This is a genomic window from Dyella kyungheensis (genome assembly GCF_016905005.1).
Classification (GTDB): Bacteria; Pseudomonadota; Gammaproteobacteria; order Xanthomonadales; family Rhodanobacteraceae; genus Dyella; species Dyella kyungheensis.
Genome location: NZ_JADIKC010000006.1, coordinates 1 through 19,263 on the forward strand (window position 1 = coordinate 1; position 19,263 = coordinate 19,263).

General features: G+C 65.1%; 18 protein-coding genes. 7 read left to right on the top strand and 11 right to left on the bottom strand.

Annotated elements, in window-relative coordinates; all coding sequences use genetic code 11:
• Nucleotides 1-424: 424 nt before the first annotated feature.
• Together ISP20_RS13565 and ISP20_RS13570 are read right to left on the bottom strand one after the other, a co-directional pair.
• Nucleotides 425-610: a hypothetical protein gene (locus ISP20_RS13565; protein ID WP_204636648.1), complete on the bottom strand. Its 186-nt coding sequence runs from the start codon at nt 608-610 to the stop codon at nt 425-427.
• Between the two features lie 116 nt (nt 611-726).
• Entirely contained in the window at nt 727-924 is a 198-nt protein-coding gene (locus tag ISP20_RS13570) for a rubredoxin (protein ID WP_102301013.1), read from the bottom strand.
• A gap of 94 nt (nt 925-1,018) precedes the next feature.
• On the opposite strand from ISP20_RS13570, the gene thiE reads away from it, so the two are divergent.
• Together thiE and hemL are read left to right on the top strand one after the other, a co-directional pair.
• The gene (thiE, locus tag ISP20_RS13575; RefSeq protein ID WP_204636649.1) at nt 1,019-1,642 is read left to right on the top strand and encodes a thiamine phosphate synthase; all 624 of its coding nucleotides are present in this window, start codon (nt 1,019-1,021) and stop codon (nt 1,640-1,642) included.
• Nucleotides 1,643-1,652: 10 nt separating this feature from the next.
• On the top strand, nt 1,653-2,939 hold the full coding sequence (gene hemL, locus ISP20_RS13580) for a glutamate-1-semialdehyde 2,1-aminomutase (RefSeq protein ID WP_204636650.1): 1,287 nt from the start codon (nt 1,653-1,655) through the stop codon (nt 2,937-2,939).
• Between the two features lie 52 nt (nt 2,940-2,991).
• On the opposite strand, the gene ISP20_RS13585 is transcribed toward hemL, so the two are convergent.
• The 8 genes from ISP20_RS13585 to ISP20_RS13620 all read right to left on the bottom strand — a co-directional run bounded on the left by ISP20_RS13585 (nt 2,992) and on the right by ISP20_RS13620 (nt 11,270).
• A complete protein-coding gene (locus tag ISP20_RS13585; RefSeq protein ID WP_204636651.1) occupies nt 2,992-4,227 on the bottom strand; it encodes an acetylornithine transaminase in 1,236 nt (411 codons plus the stop codon).
• 892 nt (nt 4,228-5,119) lie between these two features.
• The gene (locus tag ISP20_RS13590) at nt 5,120-6,460 is read right to left on the bottom strand and encodes a sigma-54 dependent transcriptional regulator (protein WP_204636652.1); all 1,341 of its coding nucleotides are present in this window, start codon (nt 6,458-6,460) and stop codon (nt 5,120-5,122) included.
• Between the two features lie 306 nt (nt 6,461-6,766).
• Nucleotides 6,767-7,186, bottom strand: a complete 420-nt coding sequence (locus ISP20_RS13595) for a VOC family protein (RefSeq protein ID WP_204636653.1) — start codon at nt 7,184-7,186, stop codon at nt 6,767-6,769.
• Nucleotides 7,183-7,638, bottom strand: a complete 456-nt coding sequence (locus ISP20_RS13600) for an HIT family protein (RefSeq protein ID WP_204636654.1) — start codon at nt 7,636-7,638, stop codon at nt 7,183-7,185. The genes ISP20_RS13595 and ISP20_RS13600 overlap by 4 nt, the downstream gene beginning before the upstream one ends.
• A gap of 5 nt (nt 7,639-7,643) precedes the next feature.
• Nucleotides 7,644-8,462: an SDR family oxidoreductase gene (locus ISP20_RS13605; RefSeq protein WP_204636655.1), complete on the bottom strand. Its 819-nt coding sequence runs from the start codon at nt 8,460-8,462 to the stop codon at nt 7,644-7,646.
• A gap of 68 nt (nt 8,463-8,530) precedes the next feature.
• Nucleotides 8,531-9,133 (bottom strand): LON peptidase substrate-binding domain-containing protein, encoded by a 603-nt coding sequence (locus ISP20_RS13610; RefSeq protein ID WP_204636656.1) that lies wholly within the window; start codon nt 9,131-9,133, stop codon nt 8,531-8,533.
• 117 nt (nt 9,134-9,250) lie between these two features.
• Entirely contained in the window at nt 9,251-10,606 is a 1,356-nt protein-coding gene (gene mpl, locus ISP20_RS13615; RefSeq protein ID WP_204636657.1) for a UDP-N-acetylmuramate:L-alanyl-gamma-D-glutamyl-meso-diaminopimelate ligase, read from the bottom strand.
• A 79-nt stretch (nt 10,607-10,685) separates the two neighbouring features.
• A complete protein-coding gene (locus ISP20_RS13620; RefSeq protein WP_204636658.1) occupies nt 10,686-11,270 on the bottom strand; it encodes an adenylate kinase in 585 nt (194 codons plus the stop codon).
• A gap of 223 nt (nt 11,271-11,493) precedes the next feature.
• Here ISP20_RS13620 and ISP20_RS13625 point away from each other — a divergent pair, with 223 nt between their 5' ends.
• Together ISP20_RS13625 and ISP20_RS13630 are read left to right on the top strand one after the other, a co-directional pair.
• Nucleotides 11,494-11,922, top strand: a complete 429-nt coding sequence (locus tag ISP20_RS13625) for a VOC family protein (RefSeq protein ID WP_204636659.1) — start codon at nt 11,494-11,496, stop codon at nt 11,920-11,922.
• A 25-nt stretch (nt 11,923-11,947) separates the two neighbouring features.
• Nucleotides 11,948-13,228 (top strand): 6-phosphofructokinase, encoded by a 1,281-nt coding sequence (locus tag ISP20_RS13630; RefSeq protein ID WP_204636865.1) that lies wholly within the window; start codon nt 11,948-11,950, stop codon nt 13,226-13,228.
• Nucleotides 13,229-13,232: 4 nt separating this feature from the next.
• Here the strand turns inward: ISP20_RS13630 and ISP20_RS13635 are convergent, their stop codons facing one another.
• Nucleotides 13,233-14,000 (bottom strand): alpha/beta hydrolase, encoded by a 768-nt coding sequence (locus ISP20_RS13635; RefSeq protein WP_239535878.1) that lies wholly within the window; start codon nt 13,998-14,000, stop codon nt 13,233-13,235.
• Between the two features lie 168 nt (nt 14,001-14,168).
• Here ISP20_RS13635 and ISP20_RS13640 point away from each other — a divergent pair, with 168 nt between their 5' ends.
• The 3 genes from ISP20_RS13640 (at nt 14,169) to ISP20_RS13650 (ending at nt 19,232) form a co-directional block, all read left to right on the top strand.
• Nucleotides 14,169-14,573: an RcnB family protein gene (locus ISP20_RS13640; protein WP_204636660.1), complete on the top strand. Its 405-nt coding sequence runs from the start codon at nt 14,169-14,171 to the stop codon at nt 14,571-14,573.
• Between the two features lie 302 nt (nt 14,574-14,875).
• Complete coding sequence (locus ISP20_RS13645; protein ID WP_204636661.1) at nt 14,876-16,924, top strand: sodium-translocating pyrophosphatase; 2,049 nt, start codon at nt 14,876-14,878, stop codon at nt 16,922-16,924.
• Nucleotides 16,925-17,123: 199 nt separating this feature from the next.
• Complete coding sequence (locus tag ISP20_RS13650; RefSeq protein ID WP_204636662.1) at nt 17,124-19,232, top strand: prolyl oligopeptidase family serine peptidase; 2,109 nt, start codon at nt 17,124-17,126, stop codon at nt 19,230-19,232.
• The last annotated feature ends 31 nt before the right edge of the window (nt 19,233-19,263 follow it).

Here is a 19,263-nt window from a genome sequence, read left to right on the forward strand (position 1 = left end):
GACGCCCACACAAGTCACCTGCGCACACTGTCAAAGATCTCAATCACTTGCCGAACGTTGCCGTTTCAGCGCTGGAACATTTCGTCCCGAGTGAGCCGCTCATCTTACATCATCTTTCCGGTCCGTCAACACCTTCAGCGTGAATCTTTTTTGCTGTGGGTTTTCAGTGGAACCCCGTTGAAGAGCGTGTCGTCCGGGGAGGAGCGAAACTATAGCGTCCCTCCTCAGGGTTGGGAAGGGGTCTATACGAATTTTTTTCACTGCGATGACAGAGATCCCGTCGTGACGCCGGCATAGAGACCTTTCCGGCGCCTAAGAACCGCCCGTTACAGCGTTTGGACCGTTCCCATGCAAGAAGAGCCGGCCGCGTTGTGGCGCGGCCGGCTCTTTGCGTTCATCTGCTCTTGGTTCGCAGTCCCAGGCGTTATGTCCGGGCCCCTCCCGCCCGTGTCGGGGCGACGGGGCCGGTCGGGGCGTCCTGCCCGGTTCCGTGATCGTTGGCCGCCAGGTCATGCCGGCAGGGAACGCCGACGTGATAGGGGATGAGGGATTCGGGACTGAGCCTTTCCAGGATGTCCCACTCGTCTTCGAACGGAATGAACTGCTGCATGGCGCTGCTCCTGCCTGGGTTGCGCGTTTTCTCCGACGCGCAGGAGCATCTAAGCAAACGGCCCGGTCCGTACGATGACGGATTCGGGCCGTTTGAGGGCAAGGCGGAGCTGGAAATCAGTCGATTTCGATCATCTCGAAGTCTTCCTTGGTCGCGCCGCAGTCGGGGCACGTCCAGGTATCGGGAACGTCGGCCCAACGCGTACCGGGCTCGATACCTTCATCGGGCAGGCCCAGCGCCTCTTCATAGATGAAGCCGCAGACGACACACATCCATTTGCGCAGGGTGCCGGTTTCGTTGGTGCTCTGATTCATCGTCAATGGCTTGCTATGGAGAATAAGTGGGGCATTCTCGCAACTCCCCCGCCGATGCGAAAGCGTATGGCGCAGTTCTCCAGGACAAATTGGCATGCGTGAAAAACTCCAGGGCCGTGGCCTTTACGTGATTACCGATGGCCCCCGCCCCGACCTGATCCCGGTCGTGGCGCAGGCGCTGGCGGGCGGCGCCCGGCTGCTGCAATACCGCGACAAGACCCGCGACCACGAGCGCCGCCTCACCGAAGCCCGCGCGATACGCGCCCTGTGCGCCGCCCGGCAGGTGCCCCTGATCATCAACGATGACGTGGCACTGGCCCAGGCGGCAGGCGCCGCGGGCGTGCATCTGGGCGAGGAGGATGGTGATGTGGCCGCCGCCCGCGCCGTGCTGGGGCAGGACGCCATCATCGGCGTGTCCTGCTACGACTCGCTCGAGCGCGCCCGCCAGCTCGCCGCCGAGGGGACCGACTACATTGCCTTCGGCGCGTTCTTCCCCTCGCCCACCAAGCCACATGCACGGCGTGCGTCGTTCGAGCTGCTGCGACAGTCCGCCGCGCTGGGCATCCCGCGTGTGGCGATCGGGGGCATCACGCCAGACAATGGCGGATCGCTGATCGATGCCGGCGCCGACTATCTCGCCGTGATCTCGGCCGTCTTCGGCGATCGCGATGTCCGCGGTGCGGCTATGCGGTTCGCCCAACTTTTCACTTCGCCTTGAGACACCCACGATGACCACCAACCACGAACTCTTCCAGCGCGCGCAGCAGTTGATGCCCGGCGGCGTGAACTCGCCGGTGCGCGCCTTCAAGTCGGTGGGCGGCGAGCCGTTCTTCACGGCTCGCGCGGATGGCGCCTACCTGTGGGATGTCGAAGGCAAGCGCTATATCGACTACGTCGGTTCCTGGGGACCGATGATCGTGGGCCACAACCATCCGCATGTGCGCGAAGCGGTGGAGCGCGCGGTAAAGAACGGTCTCTCGTATGGCACGCCCTGCCCCGCCGAAGTCACCATGGCGGAAACCATCACGCGGCTGATCCCGTCGATCGACATGGTGCGCATGGTCAATTCCGGCACGGAGGCGACCATGTCGGCGATTCGTCTCGCGCGCGGCGCCACGGGCCGCAACCTGATCGTGAAGTTCGAGGGCTGCTATCACGGCCATGGCGATAGCTTCCTGGTGAAGGCTGGCTCCGGCGCACTCACGTTCGGTGTGCCGACTTCGCCGGGCGTGCCCAAGGCGAATGCCGACCTGACGCTCACGCTCGCCTATAACGACCTCGATGCCGCCGCTCGCTTGTTCGATGAGCACAGCCATGACATCGCCGGCCTGATCATTGAGCCGGTGGCCGGCAACATGAATTGCATTCCGCCGAAGGATGGCTATCTGCAGGGCTTGCGCGAGTTGTGCACGAAGCACGGCGCGCTGCTGATCTTCGACGAAGTGATGACCGGTTTCCGCGTGGCTCTCGGTGGCGCGCAGGCGTATTACGGCGTGACGCCGGATCTGACCACGTTCGGCAAGATCATCGGCGGCGGCATGCCGGTGGGTGCGTACGGCGGCCGTCGTGATCTGATGCAGCAGATCGCGCCGGCGGGGCCGATTTATCAGGCCGGTACGCTTTCCGGCAATCCGGTGGCCATGGCCGCCGGCCTGGCGATGCTGGAATTGATCCAGGCGCCGGGCTTCTACGATCAACTCGCCGCCCGCACGCGTTTGCTCACCGATGGCCTGCAGGCCGTGGCGGACGGTGAAGGCGTGGCCTTCAGCACGAATCGCGTGGGCGGCATGTTCGGCCTGTTCTTCACCCAGGAAAAAGTGGAGAGCTACGCCCAGGCGACGGCGGCGGACGCAGCCATGTTCAACCGCTTCTTCCACGGCATGCTGGAGCGCGGCGTCTACCTCGCACCGTCGGCGTTCGAGGCTGGCTTCGTTTCCAGTGCGCACAGCGAACAGGACCTTGCCGACACGCTGGAAGCCGCGCGCGGAGCGCTGCGCACCGCACAAACAGGCTGAGAGAGCCTCGACATGCGCTCCTGAAGGCAGGAGCGCATGTTTGGCGGGTCGGTTAGCCCTCGGCGAAACCGCGCAATGCGGCTTCGAGGCGTGAGAGGCCTTCGGCGAGGTCTTCGTCGCTGATGTTGAGGGCAGGCACGAAACGCAGCACGTCCGGACCGGCCTGCAGCACCAGCAGGCCGTGGGCAGCGGCGTGATCGAGGATGGTGCCCGCCTTGCCCTTGTTCGCCTCGTTCAGCACCGCGCCAAGCATCAGGCCGCGGCCGCGCACTTCATCGAACAGGGATAGCGACGCATTGATGCGCGCCAGGCCATCGCGCAAGGCCTGCGACTGGCGCGCCACGTTGGCCAGCAACTCCGGTGAGGACAGTTTGCGCAGCGCCACGCGCGCCACGGCGGCCGCCAGCGGATTGCCACCGAAAGTGGTGCCGTGCGCGCCGAACTGCATCACCTCGGCGACCTTCGGGCCGGCCAGCATGGCGCCGATGGGGAAGCCGCAGCCCAGGGCCTTGGCCAGGGTGACGATGTCCGGCTTGGCGCCGTCCTGCACATAGGCGAACAAGGTGCCGGTGCGGCCCATGCCGCTCTGGATTTCATCGAGCACCAGCAGCGCGTTGTATTGATCGCACAGTTCACGCACGCGCTGGACGAAACCGGGGGCGGCCGGCAGCACGCCGCCCTCGCCCTGGACGGGCTCGAGCATCACGGCGGCTACGTCGCCCTGGGCGAACGCTGCCTCCAGCGCGGGCACGTCGTTGAAATCGAGATAACGGAAGCCGCCGGGCAGCGGCTCGTAGCCTTCCTGGTACTTCGGCTGCGCGGTCGCCGTGACGGCGGCCAGCGTGCGGCCGTGGAAGGAGCCGCGGAAGGTGACGATGACGCGCTTATCGGCCGCGCGGCCCTGCGACGACGCCCACTTGCGCACCAGCTTGATCGCCGCTTCGTTCGCTTCGGTGCCGGAGTTGCACAGGAACACGCGTTCGGCAAAACCGGAGGCGGACACCAGTTCCTCGGCCAGGCGCAACGGCGGCTCGCTGTAGAACACGTTGCTGGTGTGCCACAGCTTGTGCGCCTGCGTGGTGAGCGCTTCGAGCAGATCCGGGTCCTGATGGCCGAGCGCATTCACCGCGATGCCTGCGCCGAAATCGACGTAGTCGCGGCCCTGCGTATCCCACACGCGCGCGCCCTTGCCGTGGTCCAGCACCACATCGCGCGGTCGATACACCGGCAACCAGTAGCGCTTGCCAAGATCGATCAGGGACTGGGCGGACGGGTCTTGCGCGTGCATGTGGTACTCCGGGCATCGTCGGCGACGGCACCATGCTCAAGAAGAATTCGGGGATGGGGATACGCCGCAAGCCGCGGCGTTCGCGCATCCTAAGACCTGCGAACCGGCTTTGCACGGCTCCGCGACGCCCAGGACCGGCGCAATCTCCTTGCGCTCCCATCGCTCGACGACGTGCGGGCCCCTGCACCAATCGAGTGTGACATTTCGCCTGTCCGCTGTTACGTCCCTGATACAGGTTGCCGAAACGGCGCAACCGCAGGTGTTAAGCGCCCCCCAGAGCACTGATTTCGGGTCCGGCCTGTAACGCGTTCAGCACGGTTGAAAATGGGCCCGTTCCCCGTAAAGCCGCGAAAACCCGCGTTTTCCAGCCATTGCAGGGGTTTGGCACGACGATTGCACTCTTTACCCCGTACAGGCGGGAAGGGGGATGGGCCAGCTGCGACGACAACGCGCCGAACACCGCGATACGGACTTTCGCGGCGACAGGATGGCGACGCTCCTGGGTGGCCTGGGGGCAATGTCGGCACGCAACTCGCAGCTGGCCATCGGAAACACCCTTCTCCGTTTCTCTCGCGTAGCGCGAGAGGACGCCTAAAGCATTCCGCCGCAAGGCGGTGATGAGGGCGGTAACCCGGCAACCCCTGTGGCCGGGGCACCAATGGAAGCCCCCGACCCGACCCCTGCGGGTCGGGGGCCTTCCTTTCTCGGGCAGGTTTCCACCATCCACATCTTCCCCACGGCCGAACTCGACCGGGGTGAGCGGCGGGTGCTTGCGTTCAAATGATTGGCTAGGCGCCCAACCGATCATGCAAGAGCGAGCATCCGCCGCTCATCCCGGCAAGTAGGCCAGCATGTTTTCGGGGAGCCCCCCCCTAGGGCGTTTGGACGTCCGCTATCGCAGCTCGTCGAGCGCGAGCTGGTGCTTCTTGCACAGGCGATAGATGGTCACGCGCGACACCTTAAGGCGACGCGCGCATTCACTCACGTTGAAACGGCTCTCGCGCAGGCAGGCGATCACGGCATCGCGCTCGGCCGCCACGCGGGTACTGCCCAGGCTCGATCGCGCCGCCTGCTTGGTGAGCACATCGGCCAGGTCGAGATCGTTGACGCTGATCAGCGCATCTTCCGCCACCACGGCAGCGCGCTGCACACGGTTGAGCAATTCGCGCACGTTGCCGGGCCAGCTGAAGTCGAGCATCGCACGTCGCGCACCGGCACTGAACGCGCGGGCACGGCTGGCATGCTGATCGCGGAACGCGTCGAGGAATTTCTGCGCCAGCAGCACCACGTCGTCTTCGCGTTCGCGCAACGGCGGCATGCGAAGGCGAAGCACGTTGAGTCGATAGTAGAGATCTTCGCGGAAGCGGCCCTGTTCCACCGCCTTTTCGAGATCCACGTGGGTGGCGGCCAGCACGCGCACATCCAGCTTGATCAGCTGGCTGCTGCCCACGCGCTCCAGTGTGCCTTCCTGCAGGAAGCGCAACAGGCTGGTCTGCGCGTCGAGCGGGAGATCGCCCACTTCATCGAGGAATACGGTGCCGCCCGCTGCCGTTTCGAAATGGCCGATGCGGCGCGCGTTGGCGCCGGTGAATGCGCCACGTTCGTGACCGAACAATTCAGACTGCACCAGGTTCGGTGGCAAGGCGCCGCAGTTGATCGCCGCGAACGGACGATCGGCGCGCGCAGACAAACTGTGCAGCGCACGCGCAGCCACTTCCTTGCCGGTACCGGTTTCGCCAGTGATCAACACGGGCAACTCGACCGGCGCGTACTTGCGCACGCTGGCCACGACCGCGCCAATGGCGGCACTGCGGCCGGTGACGCCGACGTCGCCCGGATCGGCCGCACGCGGCTGGTCGCCGCCGATGCGGGCGAGCGCTTCGACCAGACGATCCACATCCACCGGCGTGGCGAAGTATTCGATGCTTGCTTCGAGCACGCGATCGATCAGCGGCTCGTGCACCGACATGGCTGGCGGAATGAGCGCCACCCACGGCAACCAGGGATGATCGGCCATCAGCTGAGCCATGGCCTGGGCAGATGCAGTATCGCCGTGCCTAAGGTCGGCCAGCGCCACCACCGTATCGTTGTTACGCATGCCCACGCCGCCCTGAGTGCCGGCGTCGGCCACGCGGATAATCCATCCCGCCTCCGCCAACCCTGCCCGCTCATCGCTAGCCGGTTGACCAAACCAGACGACGCATCGCCTGGCTTCCTCCCTCAATACAGCCATGGTTCCCTCCCCCAACCCCAAGGGGTCACAGGTTTCGGCCGGTCATTGCCATGTCCTATGGCTACCCCCCGGTTACCACGCCCGTCGCGCCAAGCTAACCCGCGACCGCTACAAAAATGTGATATGGGTCACACAATATACAACTCTGCGTCTCACAGTCACCCTACAAATGGATCAGCGGCTTCGGACAGAAGCCGGAGGCACAAAGATGAGGTAGCACCAATGGCCTAGGGACCTTCGACCCAGGCCAGGACCCTGCCAACCGAACCCCGAGGCCACTATGCAAGCCAGGCGACAGCCTTGGGCCTACCAGACCCCGATGTTGGGCATCGATGCCCAGGGTTCCTGCGGCGGGAGATGGCCGTCCTGCAGTAATTCCACCGAGATCAGGTCCGGCGAGCGTACGAAAGCCATGTGTCCGTCGCGTGGCGGTCGGTTGATGGTGTAGCCCATCGCCTGCAGGTGCGCGCAGGTCTGGTAGATGTCGTCCACGCGGAACGCGAGGTGGCCGAAATTGCGGGCGCTGCCGTAATCCTCTGTGGAAGCCCAGTTGTAGGTCAGCTCGACTTCCGCGTCGGGCGAATCGGGCGCGGCAAGAAACACCAGGGTGAACTTGCCGGCGGCATTCTCCATGCGGCGCATTTCCTTCAGGCCCAGGCCTTCGCAGAAGAAACGCAGGCTCGCGTCGATGTCGCGAACGCGGATCATCGTGTGCAGGTATTTCATGAACTACTCCGTGGCGTGGGGACGCCGTGATCGTGGGGAAGAAAACGCTGGATGCGTTGCGCCAGGTCATGGAGCTCGGCGCGCGACGACGGCGGCGGCGCACCGTGCGTATAGACGCGCAACAGACCATCGGCCACACGACGTGGCTGCACATGCAGGTGAAAGTGCGGCACTTCCTGGCCGGCCGCCGCACCGTTGGATTGCCACAGGTTGAGGCCCGCCGGACGAAACGCCTCGCGCAGTGCGTTCGCCACGCGCACGCCCAGCTGCATCACGTCGCCGGCAAGCTCGGGGCCGATCGCGTAGATATCTTCCACGTGACGTTTCGGCACGACGAGTACATGACCGGGCACCGCCTGGCGAATATCGAGAAACGCCAGCGCATGCTCCGTTTGCGCCACCACGCTGGCGTCCAGACGGCCGGCGACGATCTCGCAGAACGGACAGGACACCGCGCTCAGTCCAGGAACAGATCGGGCAAGGGTCGTTGCGAGGCATCCATCGCGTACCAGGTGAAGTCGGTGACACCCGCCTCGTGCAACACGTCTTCATCGATCAGGAAGTTGCCGGCGAAGCCTTTCGCTTCACGCGTGAGCACGGCATGCGCAGCGTCGGCGACGATGGTCGGCTTGCGGCAACGATCCAGCGGTACACCGGGAATCATGTTGAGCGCATCGGTGGCGATGATGGTGCGCGGCCACAACGCGTTGACGGCGATGCCCTGGCTGCCCAGTTCGCCCGCCAGGCCGAGTGTCACGAAGCTCATGCCCATCTTGGCCAGCGTGTAACCGGTGTGCGGCGTCCACCATTTCGGATCGAGCGACGGCGGCGGCGCCAGCGTCAGGATGTGCGGATTCTCGGCCTTGAGAAGATGCGGCAGGCAGACCTGGGCGCACAGGAAACTGCCGCGCGCATTCACTTGCTGCATCAGGTCGAAGCGCTTCATCGGCGTGTCGGCGAGGCCGGCCAGCCAGATGGCGCTCGCGTTGTTGACCAGGATGTCGATGCCGCCGAAGCGCTCCACCGTGGCGGCCACGGCGGCCTTCACTTCATCTTCCTCGCGGATATCGCACTTGATCGGCAAGGCCTTGCCGCCGGCCGCTTCGATCTCCTGCGCCGCGCTGAAAATGGTGCCCGGCAGGCGCGGGTTCGGCACGCTGCTCTTGGCCGCAATGGCGATGTTGGCCCCGTCTTGCGCGGCACGCAGCGCAATGGCCAGGCCGATCCCGCGTGAAGCACCGGTGATGAAGAGGGTCTTGCCGGCCAGGCTGCTCATGGGGTCTCACCTCGATCTTGGAAGCGAGAGTGTAGAAGCGCGCCCCGCGGGCGAAAAGTGAAAGCGTTCTACGCGCGCTGGAAACGCGGAAGAATGTCGCGCAGCTCAGCGAGGCGTTGCACGGGATCGGTGAGCTCGAGCAGGCGCTGTTGTTCGTCCGTCTGCAACGGCAGCAATTCGGCCAAGCGGAAGCCAAGCCAGCTGGCGTCGTCGTACAGGTGACGCGGCGCATGCCGCCACTGCGGCGCCAGATTTTCGATCAGGCGTTCCAGAATCGATTGCAGCAGGGCCAGTTCCACCGGTACTTCGTGGGTGGGTTCGGTGGGCCACATCTCCACATCGCCGCGCACCAGGCCATCCGAACGAACGCGCGTGCGAGTGACGCGGAAACGCTCGCCCCCTTCGGCCAGGATGCCGAGCAGGCCGTCTTCGCGATTATGGAAATCGACGATGCGCGCCAGCGTGCCCACCGCGGCAGGCAGGGCCGGGGCACCGGCTTCCTGGCCTTGCAGGATCAGGCACACGCCGAAGGAGCTGCCCGTGCGTGCGCACTCGCGAACCATGTCCAGATAGCGCGGCTCGAAGATGCGCAGGGACAGCTGCCCGCCGGGATACAGCACGGTGCCGAGCGGGAACAGCGGCAAGTCGAGGGACGGGGTGTTGGCGGCCATGCGCTGAGTTTAGCTGCACACTGAAACGGTCGGAGCGCACTTTGTGCGCGACTGTTCCGCTCTGTCGATACGACTGTCGCGCACAAGTGCGCTCCCACAGGGAGAATTGAGGGAACGCTACGACTTGATGGCTTCGGCGAAGCGGCGCGGCGCGCCTTCGAAGCCGCCGTTGGACATGAAGACCACGTGGTCGCCGGCGCGCACTTCGCGGCGCAAGGCCTCGATCAAGGCGTCCACGGTCGGCACCGCGCTGCCCCGGCCGTTCAAGGCTGCCGTCACGCGACCGGCATCCCAGGCGAGTTCCGGGCGATGCAGGAAGACCACCGCGTCCGCGTCGGCCAGCGAAGGCGCCAGCGCCTCGGCGTGGGCGCCCAGGCGCATCGAATTGGAGCGCGGTTCCAGCGCGACCACGATGCGCGCCTTGCCGACCTTGGCCCGCAAGCCGGCCAGCGTGGTGGCGATGGCGGTCGGGTGATGGGCGAAATCGTCGTACACGCGCACGCCGTTCGCTTCGCCGACGATTTCCATGCGGCGCTTCACGCTCTGGAAACCGGCGAACGCAGGCAGCAGCGCACGTGGATCGGCACCTGCCGCGGTGGCCGCAGCGAGCGCTGCCAGCGCGTTCATGACGCTGTGGTTGCCGAGCAGCGGCCAGCGAATCTCGCCGATCAGTTCGCCGCCGCGGCGCACTGCGAAGGCGGAACCGTCGGCCTCGATCAGCTCGGCCTGCCAGTCGCCCTTCCCGATGCCGAAGGTCTCCACCGGCGTCCAGCAGCCCATCGCCAGCACTTCGGCGAGATGGTGATCGTGCGCGTTGACGATCAGGCGTCCATTGCCCGGCACGGTGCGCACGAGATGATGGAACTGGCGCTGGATCGCCGCGACGTCGGGGAAGATGTCCGCGTGGTCGTATTCGAGGTTGTTGAGGATCGCGATGCGCGGACGGTAGTGCACGAACTTCGAGCGTTTGTCGAAGAACGCGCTGTCGTATTCGTCGGCCTCGATCACGAACGGCTTGCCACCGCCCACGCGTGCCGACACGTCGAAATTGCCGGGCACGCCGCCGATCAGAAAGCCGGGCGACAAGCCGGCGCTTTCCAGCAGGTGCGCCAGCAGGCTGGTGGTGGTGGTCTTGCCGTGCGTGCCCGCCACGGCCAGCACTTCACGGCCCGGCAGCAAGGTCTCGCCCAGCCATTGCGGACCGGAGATGTAACGCAGCTGCGCGTCGAGCATGTATTCCACGGCCGGGTTGCCGCGCGTCATCGCGTTGCCTACCACGACCAGATCGGGCGCGGGCTTGAGATGGTCGGCCTGGTAGCCGTTCATCAGGCCGATGCCCAACGCTTCGAGCTGAGTGCTCATGGGCGGATAGACATTGGCGTCGGAACCCTCGACGGTGAAGCCGAGCTCGCGAGCCAAAGCGGCGACGCCGCCCATGAAGGTGCCGCAGATGCCGAGGATGTGCAGACGCATGGGTAACCTGTTCGATGTGACCGGACGGCACGATGCGCCGGCCCAAAAACATCGGGCCGCCTGACGGCGGCCCGGCGTGTCAGCCGTTGGCGGCGGCCGACTCGGTGGTCAGCGCACGCTTGACGCGAGCGGTGACTTCGTTGAGTTCACCCACGCCATCGACCACCTGCAGCTTGCCGCGGCGGGCGAAGAAGTCGGCGACCGGCGCCGTCTGCTCGGCGTAGACCTTGAGGCGATCGCGCACCACCGCCGGATCGTCGTCCTTGCGGTGCTCGGCGGCGAAACGGATCTCGCAGCGGCCGATGATCACTTCGTTGGGCACGTCGAGCTTCACCACGGCGTCCAGCGGCTGACCGATCTTGGCCAGCAGATGATCGAGCGCGTCGGCCTGGGCCAGGTTGCGCGGATAGCCGTCGAGAATGAAGCCACCCTTCACGTCGTCCTGCGAGAGACGCTCTTCCAGCATGGCCAGCAGGATATCGTCGGAGACGAGGTTGCCCGCATCCATCACCGCTTTCGCCTTCAGACCCGTCGGCGTGCCAGCCGCCACCGCCGCGCGAAGCATGTCGCCGGTCGAGATGTGCGGGACGCCGAGTTCCACCTTCAGACGCGCAGCCTGGGTGCCTTTGCCCGAACCGGGCGGACCGAGTAGGACGAGTCGCATAGTGCTCCAAGGCATCCGCGGACCACGCACGCTGCAGGGCCCGATGGATGCAAGAAAATTGGCGTTCAAGTTAACTTCTGCGGACGGTAACGTCAAACCGAGAAGGCGGCGCAAAAACGGCAAGTAGTTGTTGCGAAAAGAGTTAACTGTGACACGTTAGCGTCACAAGGACGCGGCTCGCGCGCCGGATTAAGCTTTTCAGCTCCATTCGGAGGAAAACGCCATGTCAGTCCCGCGGATCCACATCGTCACCCTGGGCGTCGGCGACCTGTCCCGTTCGCGTCGCTTCTACGAGGCCTGGGGCTGGAAGGCCTCCTCGGTCAGCAACGAGAACATCGTCTTTCTCAAGGGTGGCGCCGGGGTTCTCGCGCTGTACGGGCGCGACGCCCTGGCCGAGGATGCCCTGGCCGAAGACCTGCCTACCGGCTTCTCCGCCATCACGCTGGCCCGCAATGCCAGCTCGAAGGAAGAAGTCGACGCCTGGTTCGCCACCGCGCTCGCCGCCGGCGCCCGCGAACTGAAGACGCCGCAGGAAGCGTTCTGGGGCGGCTACTCCGGCTACCTGGCCGATCCGGACGGTCACCTGTGGGAATTGGCGTTCAATCCGTACTTCGTGTTTGATGACCACGGCAACCTCGCCCTCCCCGATTGAGAAGCCCATGATGTCGAAAAGCATGATGTCGAAGACCAGGACGTCCCAAGCCAAGCCTTCAGGCCGTTTGCTCTACGCCCAATCCGGTGGCGTCACCGCCGTCATCAACGCGACCGCTGCCGGCGTGATCGAGGCCGCGCGTGCCAAGGGCGTGCCGGTGTACGCGGCGCACAACGGCATCCTCGGCGCGCTGCGCGAAGAGCTGATCGATACCGGCAAGGAAACCAAGGCGGCCATCGCCGCGCTGCGCCACACGCCAGGCGGCGCGTTCGGCTCGTGCCGCTACAAGCTCAAGTCGCTGGATGCCAATCGCGCCGAATACGAGCGGCTGATCGATGTGTTCCGCGCGCACGACATCCGCTGGTTCCTCTACAACGGCGGCAACGATTCGGCCGATACGGCGCTGAAGATTTCGCAGCTCGGCAAGGCGATGAACTACGACATCCGCTGCATCGGCGTGCCCAAGACGGTGGACAACGACCTGGCCGTCACCGATTGCTGCCCCGGCTTCGGCTCGGTGGCGAAGTACACCGCCGTGTCGACGCTGGAAGCGAGCCTGGACGTCGCCTCGATGGCCGATACGTCGACCAAGGTGTTCATCCTCGAAGTGATGGGCCGCCACGCCGGCTGGATCGCCGCCGCCGCAGGCCTGGCCGGCGAAGGCGCCGATGCGCCGCCGCACATCATCCTGTTTCCCGAACGTCCCTTCGACGAAGCCGCCTTCCTGGCCAAGGTGAAAGCCACGGTGGAACGCGTCGGCTGGTGCACGGTGGTCGCCTCGGAAGGGCTGCTCAACGCCGAGGGCCAGTTCCTCGCCGAAGCCGGCACGCGCGATGCGTTCGGCCACAGCCAGCTGGGCGGCGTGGCTCCCGTGCTCGCGGCGCTGGTGAAGGAGAAGCTCGGCTACAAGTATCACTGGGCGCTGCCCGACTACCTGCAGCGCTCCGCCCGCCATCTCGCCTCGAAAACCGATGCCGAGCAGGCCTACGCGGTGGGCAAGGCCGCCGTCGATTTCGCGATGGCCGGCATGAACGCGGTGATGCCGGTGATCGTGCGTACCAGCGATGCACCGTACCGCTGGAAGATCGAAGCGGCGCCGCTGTCGAAAATCGCCAACCGCGAAAAGAAGATGCCGGCCAGTTTTCTCACCCGCGACGGCTTCGGCATCACGACGGCCGCCCGCCGCTATCTCGGCCCGCTGATCCAGGGCGAAGCGCCGCCGCCGTACGGCAAGAACGGCCTGCCGCAGTACGCCACGTTGAAGAACAGCATGGTCGCGCGCAAGCTCGAACCGTTCGCCCGCTGATCCGTCATTGAAGGAAACGCTCCAGGCTCACGCGATAGTCCGCGTGATCCTGGACGGTGTTGTGTCCTGCGTCGGCGATCACCTGAACCAGAGGCGTTTGCTTGAATGCCTTGAGCAACGCCAGCGTGCGTTCCGCCGGAATGATTTCGTCCTGTTCCGCCCGGATCACCAGCACGGGGCAGTGGATATCGTTGACGTAGCGCCATGATTCGAAGCGGTCCTGCATCAGCGCGTTCACGGGCAGCCAGGAAAAGTAGCCCGCCGCCACGCGTACCAGGCTATCGAACGGCGTGACTAGCACGAGGCGCTCCACCGGCCGGGTGGCCGCGAGTTGCGTCGCCACTCCGCTGCCCAGGCTGCGCCCCACTACCGCAATCGCGGCGTGGTCGCGCGCCACACGGTCGAACAGTGCCTGGGCATCGCCGACCAAGGCGCGTTCGCTGGGCTTGCCTTCACTGGCCCCGTAGCTGCGGTAGGGCAGCAGATAGATCGTTCGGTCCGGAAACCATTGCGACAGCGCCTGGCGGGAATCCTCGATGCGTTCGCCATTGCCGCCGAAGTAGAGCAAGGCCTTCGCACGCCCCGGGTTCACCACCCATCCGCGCAGGCGCACGCCGTCGTTGACCAGTTCGAAGTCGGGCGCCTGCTGCACGCGCCAGCTGGCTTCGGGGTGATAGATCTGCTGTCGCTGCCCCAGGTACATGGCAAGACAGATGCCGCCGTAGAGCAGCACCGCAAGCGCGGCAAACACAAACACCACTCGCAACACCATCGGCGGACTCCGGTGATTTATGTACGGGGATTCAGATCGATAAGCGCCGGCTGAAAGCTTGCACGACGCTTTCGAAAAAGCACGCTCATCGTTCAGACGTAGATTTTTACGATGAAGCTGCCCGATCGATCCAGCGCCCGTGGCGGTGGCGGGCATCCGGAGGATGCAATGAAGACCCTTTCCAGTGTGTTGGTGGCCTTGGCCTTGCTCGCCGGCAGCAGCGCTGTATCGGCCGATCCCTGGCACGACCACGATCGGGGACACGGCCGCGACGATCGCCACGACCGCGGCAACCATTATGACAACCGGGGTCGCCACGACCGCGATGGCTGGCACGACCGCGATCGCCATGGCGGCTGGGACCGCCGCTACTACAGCGACCGAGGTTATTACGGCCGCCCGCATCGTTGGGAACGCGGCTACCGCTATGACGGCCCGATGTACATCGTGAACGACTATCGCGGCTACCGCCTCGCCCCGCCGCCCTACGGCTACCGCTGGGTGCGCAACGACGGCAACTTCCTCCTGGTCTCCATCGGCGACAGCATGATCCTGGATCTGGTCATCCGTTGATCGGCAGCTAGCGAGGCGTCGCGCTTCCAGGCTGCCAGCCCAAGCTGAAACACGGACGGGCCGCTGCGGTGCACGCAGCGGCCCGTCTGCGTGGGTCCGCTCGAAACCCGAGCTTGATGCAGGCAGCCGAGCGACAGATCGCCGATTCACCGCCGGCAAACCTCAGCCCGTTGCGCCGCACAACACGCCTGTCGTCAACCTCTGTCTATACTCCGGGGGACCGCCCTTCTCAGGGCGGCCGCCGTATCGGGGGTGCCGATGGGTGGTCCCGGTGCATTGTTACCATTCCCGGGGAGGCTCCGATGCTGCAGCAGTATGGCTTGTGGATCGTGCTGGCATGTGCGGTTCTGGCGGTTCTTTATGGCGCAGTCTCTGTGCGCTGGATCTTGGCGCAGTCGCCTGGCAACGCACGCATGCAAGAGATCGCCGCCGCGATCCAGGAAGGTGCGAAGGCTTATCTCAATCGCCAGTACGCCACCATCGGCGCGGTTGGCCTCGTATTGTTCCTGGTGATCGGCTTTGCGTTGAACTGGGGAACCGGCATTGGTTTCGCGGTTGGCGCGATTCTCTCGGGCGCCACCGGCTACATCGGCATGAACGTCTCGGTGCGCGCCAACGTGCGCACTGCCGAGGCCGCACGCCGGGGCCTGGCCGCAGCGCTCAACGTGGCGTTCCGCGGTGGTGCCATCACCGGCATGCTGGTGGTGGGACTGGCCCTGCTGGGCGTCACCGGCTACTACGTGGCCTTGGGCCACATGGGCTACGAGACCATGCAGGCGCTGCATGCGCTGGTAGGCCTGGCGTTCGGCTCCTCGCTCATTTCGATCTTCGCGCGCCTGGGCGGCGGCATCTTCACCAAGGGCGCGGATGTGGGCGCCGACCTGGTGGGCAAGGTGGAGGCGGGCATTCCCGAAGATGATCCGCGCAACCCGGCCGTGATCGCCGACAACGTGGGCGACAACGTGGGCGACTGCGCCGGCATGGCCGCCGACCTGTTCGAAACCTACGCGGTGACGCTGATTGCCACCATGCTGCTGGGCGGCGTGATGGCCGAACAGACCGGCAGCAACGGCGTGCTGTATCCGCTGGTGCTCGGTGGCGCATCGATCGTGGCATCGGTGATCGGCACCTTCTTCGTGAAGGCACGCAGCGCCAAGATCATGAACGCGCTCTACACCGGCGTGGCCGTGTCGGCCGTGCTGGCCGCCATCGCGTTCTGGCCCATCACCAGCCAGCTGATGGGCGAGTCGGCCTACGGCGTGGGCCGTCTGTACGGTTGCGCGCTGATCGGCCTGGTGTTGACGGGCGCCATGGTGGTGATCACCGAGTACTACACGGCCACCGAATACAAGCCCGTGCAACACATCGCGCAATCGTCCACCACGGGTCACGCGACCAACATCATCGCGGGCCTCGGCGTGTCGATGAAATCCACCGCACTGCCGGTGCTGGCCGTGTGCGCGGCGATCTGGGGCGCGTACCAGATGGCCGGGCTCTACGGCATCGCCATCGCGGCGACGGCCATGCTCAGCATGACCGGCATGATCGTGGCATTGGACGCCTACGGTCCGATCACCGACAACGCGGGCGGCATCGCCGAGATGGCCGAGCTTCCGCCGGAAGTGCGTGGTGTGACCGATCCGCTGGATGCGGTAGGCAACACCACCAAGGCCGTCACCAAGGGTTATGCGATCGGCTCGGCCGGCCTGGCCGCACTGGTGCTGTTCGCCGACTACACGCACAACCTCAACCAGCATCTGAACCTCACCGACTTCCGCTTCGACCTCTCCAACCCGTACGTGATCATCGGCCTGCTGATCGGCGGCCTGATCCCGTATCTGTTCGCCGCCATGGCGATGGAAGCGGTGGGTCGCTCGGCCGGCGCGGTGGTGGAGGAAGTGCGCCGCCAGTTCCGCGAGATCAAGGGCATCATGGAAGGCACCACGCGTCCGGACTACTCGCGCGCGGTGGACATGCTCACCCGCTCGGCGATCAAGGAAATGCTGGTGCCTTCGCTGCTGCCGGTGCTGGTACCGGTGGTCGTGGTGTTCGGCTTCAAGTGGCTGGGCGGCGCGGAAGCCGGCGCGCAGGCACTGGGCGGCGTGCTGATCGGCACCATCGTCACCGGCTTGTTCGTGGCCATTTCCATGACCACCGGCGGCGGTGCATGGGACAACGCCAAGAAGTACATCGAAGACGACCATTTCGGCGGCAAAGGCTCGGACGCGCACAAGGCCGCCGTCACCGGCGACACCGTGGGCGATCCGTACAAGGACACTGCGGGTCCCGCGGTGAATCCGCTGATCAAGATCATCAACATCGTGGCTCTTTTATTGATCCCCCTGCTGTAACCGTGCGGCACGCCGCTCGCTCGCCTCAACGGTGATCGAGCGAACCCGCCCGGCACATTCGCCCCTCTCCCCACCGGGGAGAGGGTTCGGGTCAGGGGCCACGCCCGCCTCAGTCCATCGCTCGACACTCCATTCGAGACACGCGCAAACACCCTCTCCTCAGATCACCAGAGGGTTTCGTTCTACAAGGAAGGTACCCATGACAACCAAGACATCACTCTGGCTGACACTCGCACTGAGCCTCACACTAAGCGGCATGACACACGCAGCCAACACCATCACCCCCACCGCCAAGGATCCCAACCTCTGGCTGGAAACCATCGACGGCCCCAAGCAGCTTGACTGGGTCAAGCAGCAGAACGCCGAAACGGTGAAGACCTACGCCGACAACGCCGAGTTCAAGCAACTCGATGCGCGACTGCTGGAAGTGCTCGACTCCAACGCGCGCATCCCGATGGTCAGCAAGATCGGCGACCACTTCTACAACTTCTGGCGCGACAAGGAACACCCCAAGGGCCTGTGGCGCCGCACCACGCTGGATGAGTACCGCAAAGACACGCCCACGTGGGAAACGGTGATCGACCTTGATGCGCTGTCCGCATCGGAAAAGGAAAACTGGGTCTGGCACGGCGCCGATTGCCTGAAGCCGGCGTACCAGCGCTGCCTGGTGGCGCTGTCGCGTGGTGGCGCCGATGCCAGCGTGATGCGCGAATTCGACCTCACCAGCAAGCAGTTCGTGAAAGACGGCTTCGATTTGCCGGAAGCCAAGAGCGTGATGAACTGGAAGGACACCGATCACGTCTATGTCGCCACCGACTTCGGCCCCGGCTCGATGACCAAGTCGAGCTATCCGCGCATCGTCAAGGAATGGAAGCGCGGCACACCGCTGACAAGCGCGACCGTGGTGTATGAAGCCAAGGACGACGACATGTCGGTCTCCGCGGTGCGTGACAACACGCCGGGCTTCGAGCGCGATTTCGTGTTCCTGCAGATCGCCTTCTACGACAGCCAGACCTTCGTGCGCGGCAAGGACGGCAAGCTCACCAAGATCGACGTGCCCGACGATGCCAACGTCGATGCGCATCGCGAATGGCTGCTGATCGAACCCCGCAGTGACTGGAACGTGGGTGGCAAGACTTATAAATCGGGCTCGCTGCTCGCCGCGAAGTTCGACGATTACATGGCGGGCAAGCGCGAGATCACCGTGCTGTTCACGCCTTCCGACACCACCGCGCTGGATGCGTATTCGTGGACGCGCCACCACCTGATCCTCAACGTGATGGACAACGTGGTGAACCGGCTCGAGGTGCTCACGCCGGGACCCGGCGAGTGGACGCGCGCCCCGCTGGGCGGTGCGCCTGCGCTCTCCACCATCGCCGCCGGCGGCGTGGATGACGACAGCAGCGACGCCTACTTCCTCACCGTCACCGGCTTCCTGCAGCCCACCACGTTGTACTACGGCGTGTTGAACCAGGGCGAAGGGCAAGCGATCAAGCACAGCCCCAGCTTCTTCGACGCTTCGAAGTTCGATGTGAGCCAGCACTTCGCCACCTCCAAGGACGGCACCCGCGTGCCCTACTTCGAGATCGCGCCGAAGAACCTCAAGGCCGACGGCAGCAACCCCACCCTGCAATACGGCTACGGCGGCTTCGAGGTCTCCCTGCAGCCCGCCTATAGCGGCAGCGTGGGACGCGCGTGGCTGGAGAAGGGCGGCGTCTATGTGATCGCGAACATCCGCGGCGGCGGCGAATACGGACCGCGCTGGCACAAGGCTGCGCTCAAGGCAGATCGCCTGCGTGCCTACGAGGACTTCGCCGCGGTGTCGCAGGACCTGATCGCCCGCAAGATCACGTCACCCCAACACCTGGGCGCGATGGGCGGCAGCAATGGCGGCCTGTTGATGGGCAACATGCTCACGCTCTATCCGCAGTTCTATGGCGCCATCGTCAGCCAGGTGGCCTTGCTCGACATGCAGCGCTACACCCATCTGTCGGCCGGCGCGTCGTGGATGGCCGAATACGGCGATCCGGACAAGCCGCAGGAATGGGCCTGGATCAAGACGTTTTCGCCGTACTACAACGCCAGGGCGGGCCAGAAATATCCGCCCGTGCTGTTCACCACCTCGACCCGCGACGACCGCGTGGGTCCGGTGCACGCCCGCAAGATGACCGCCAAGCTCGAGTCGCTCGGTTACAACACCAGCTTCTACGAGAACATCGAAGGTGGCCACGGCGCGGCGGCGGACAACAAGCAGGCGGCCTTCATGAGCGCGCTGGGATACACGTACCTGTGGGATCACGTGAAGTAAGCGGCCCGCTTGCGTAACATGGTGCGCCGGC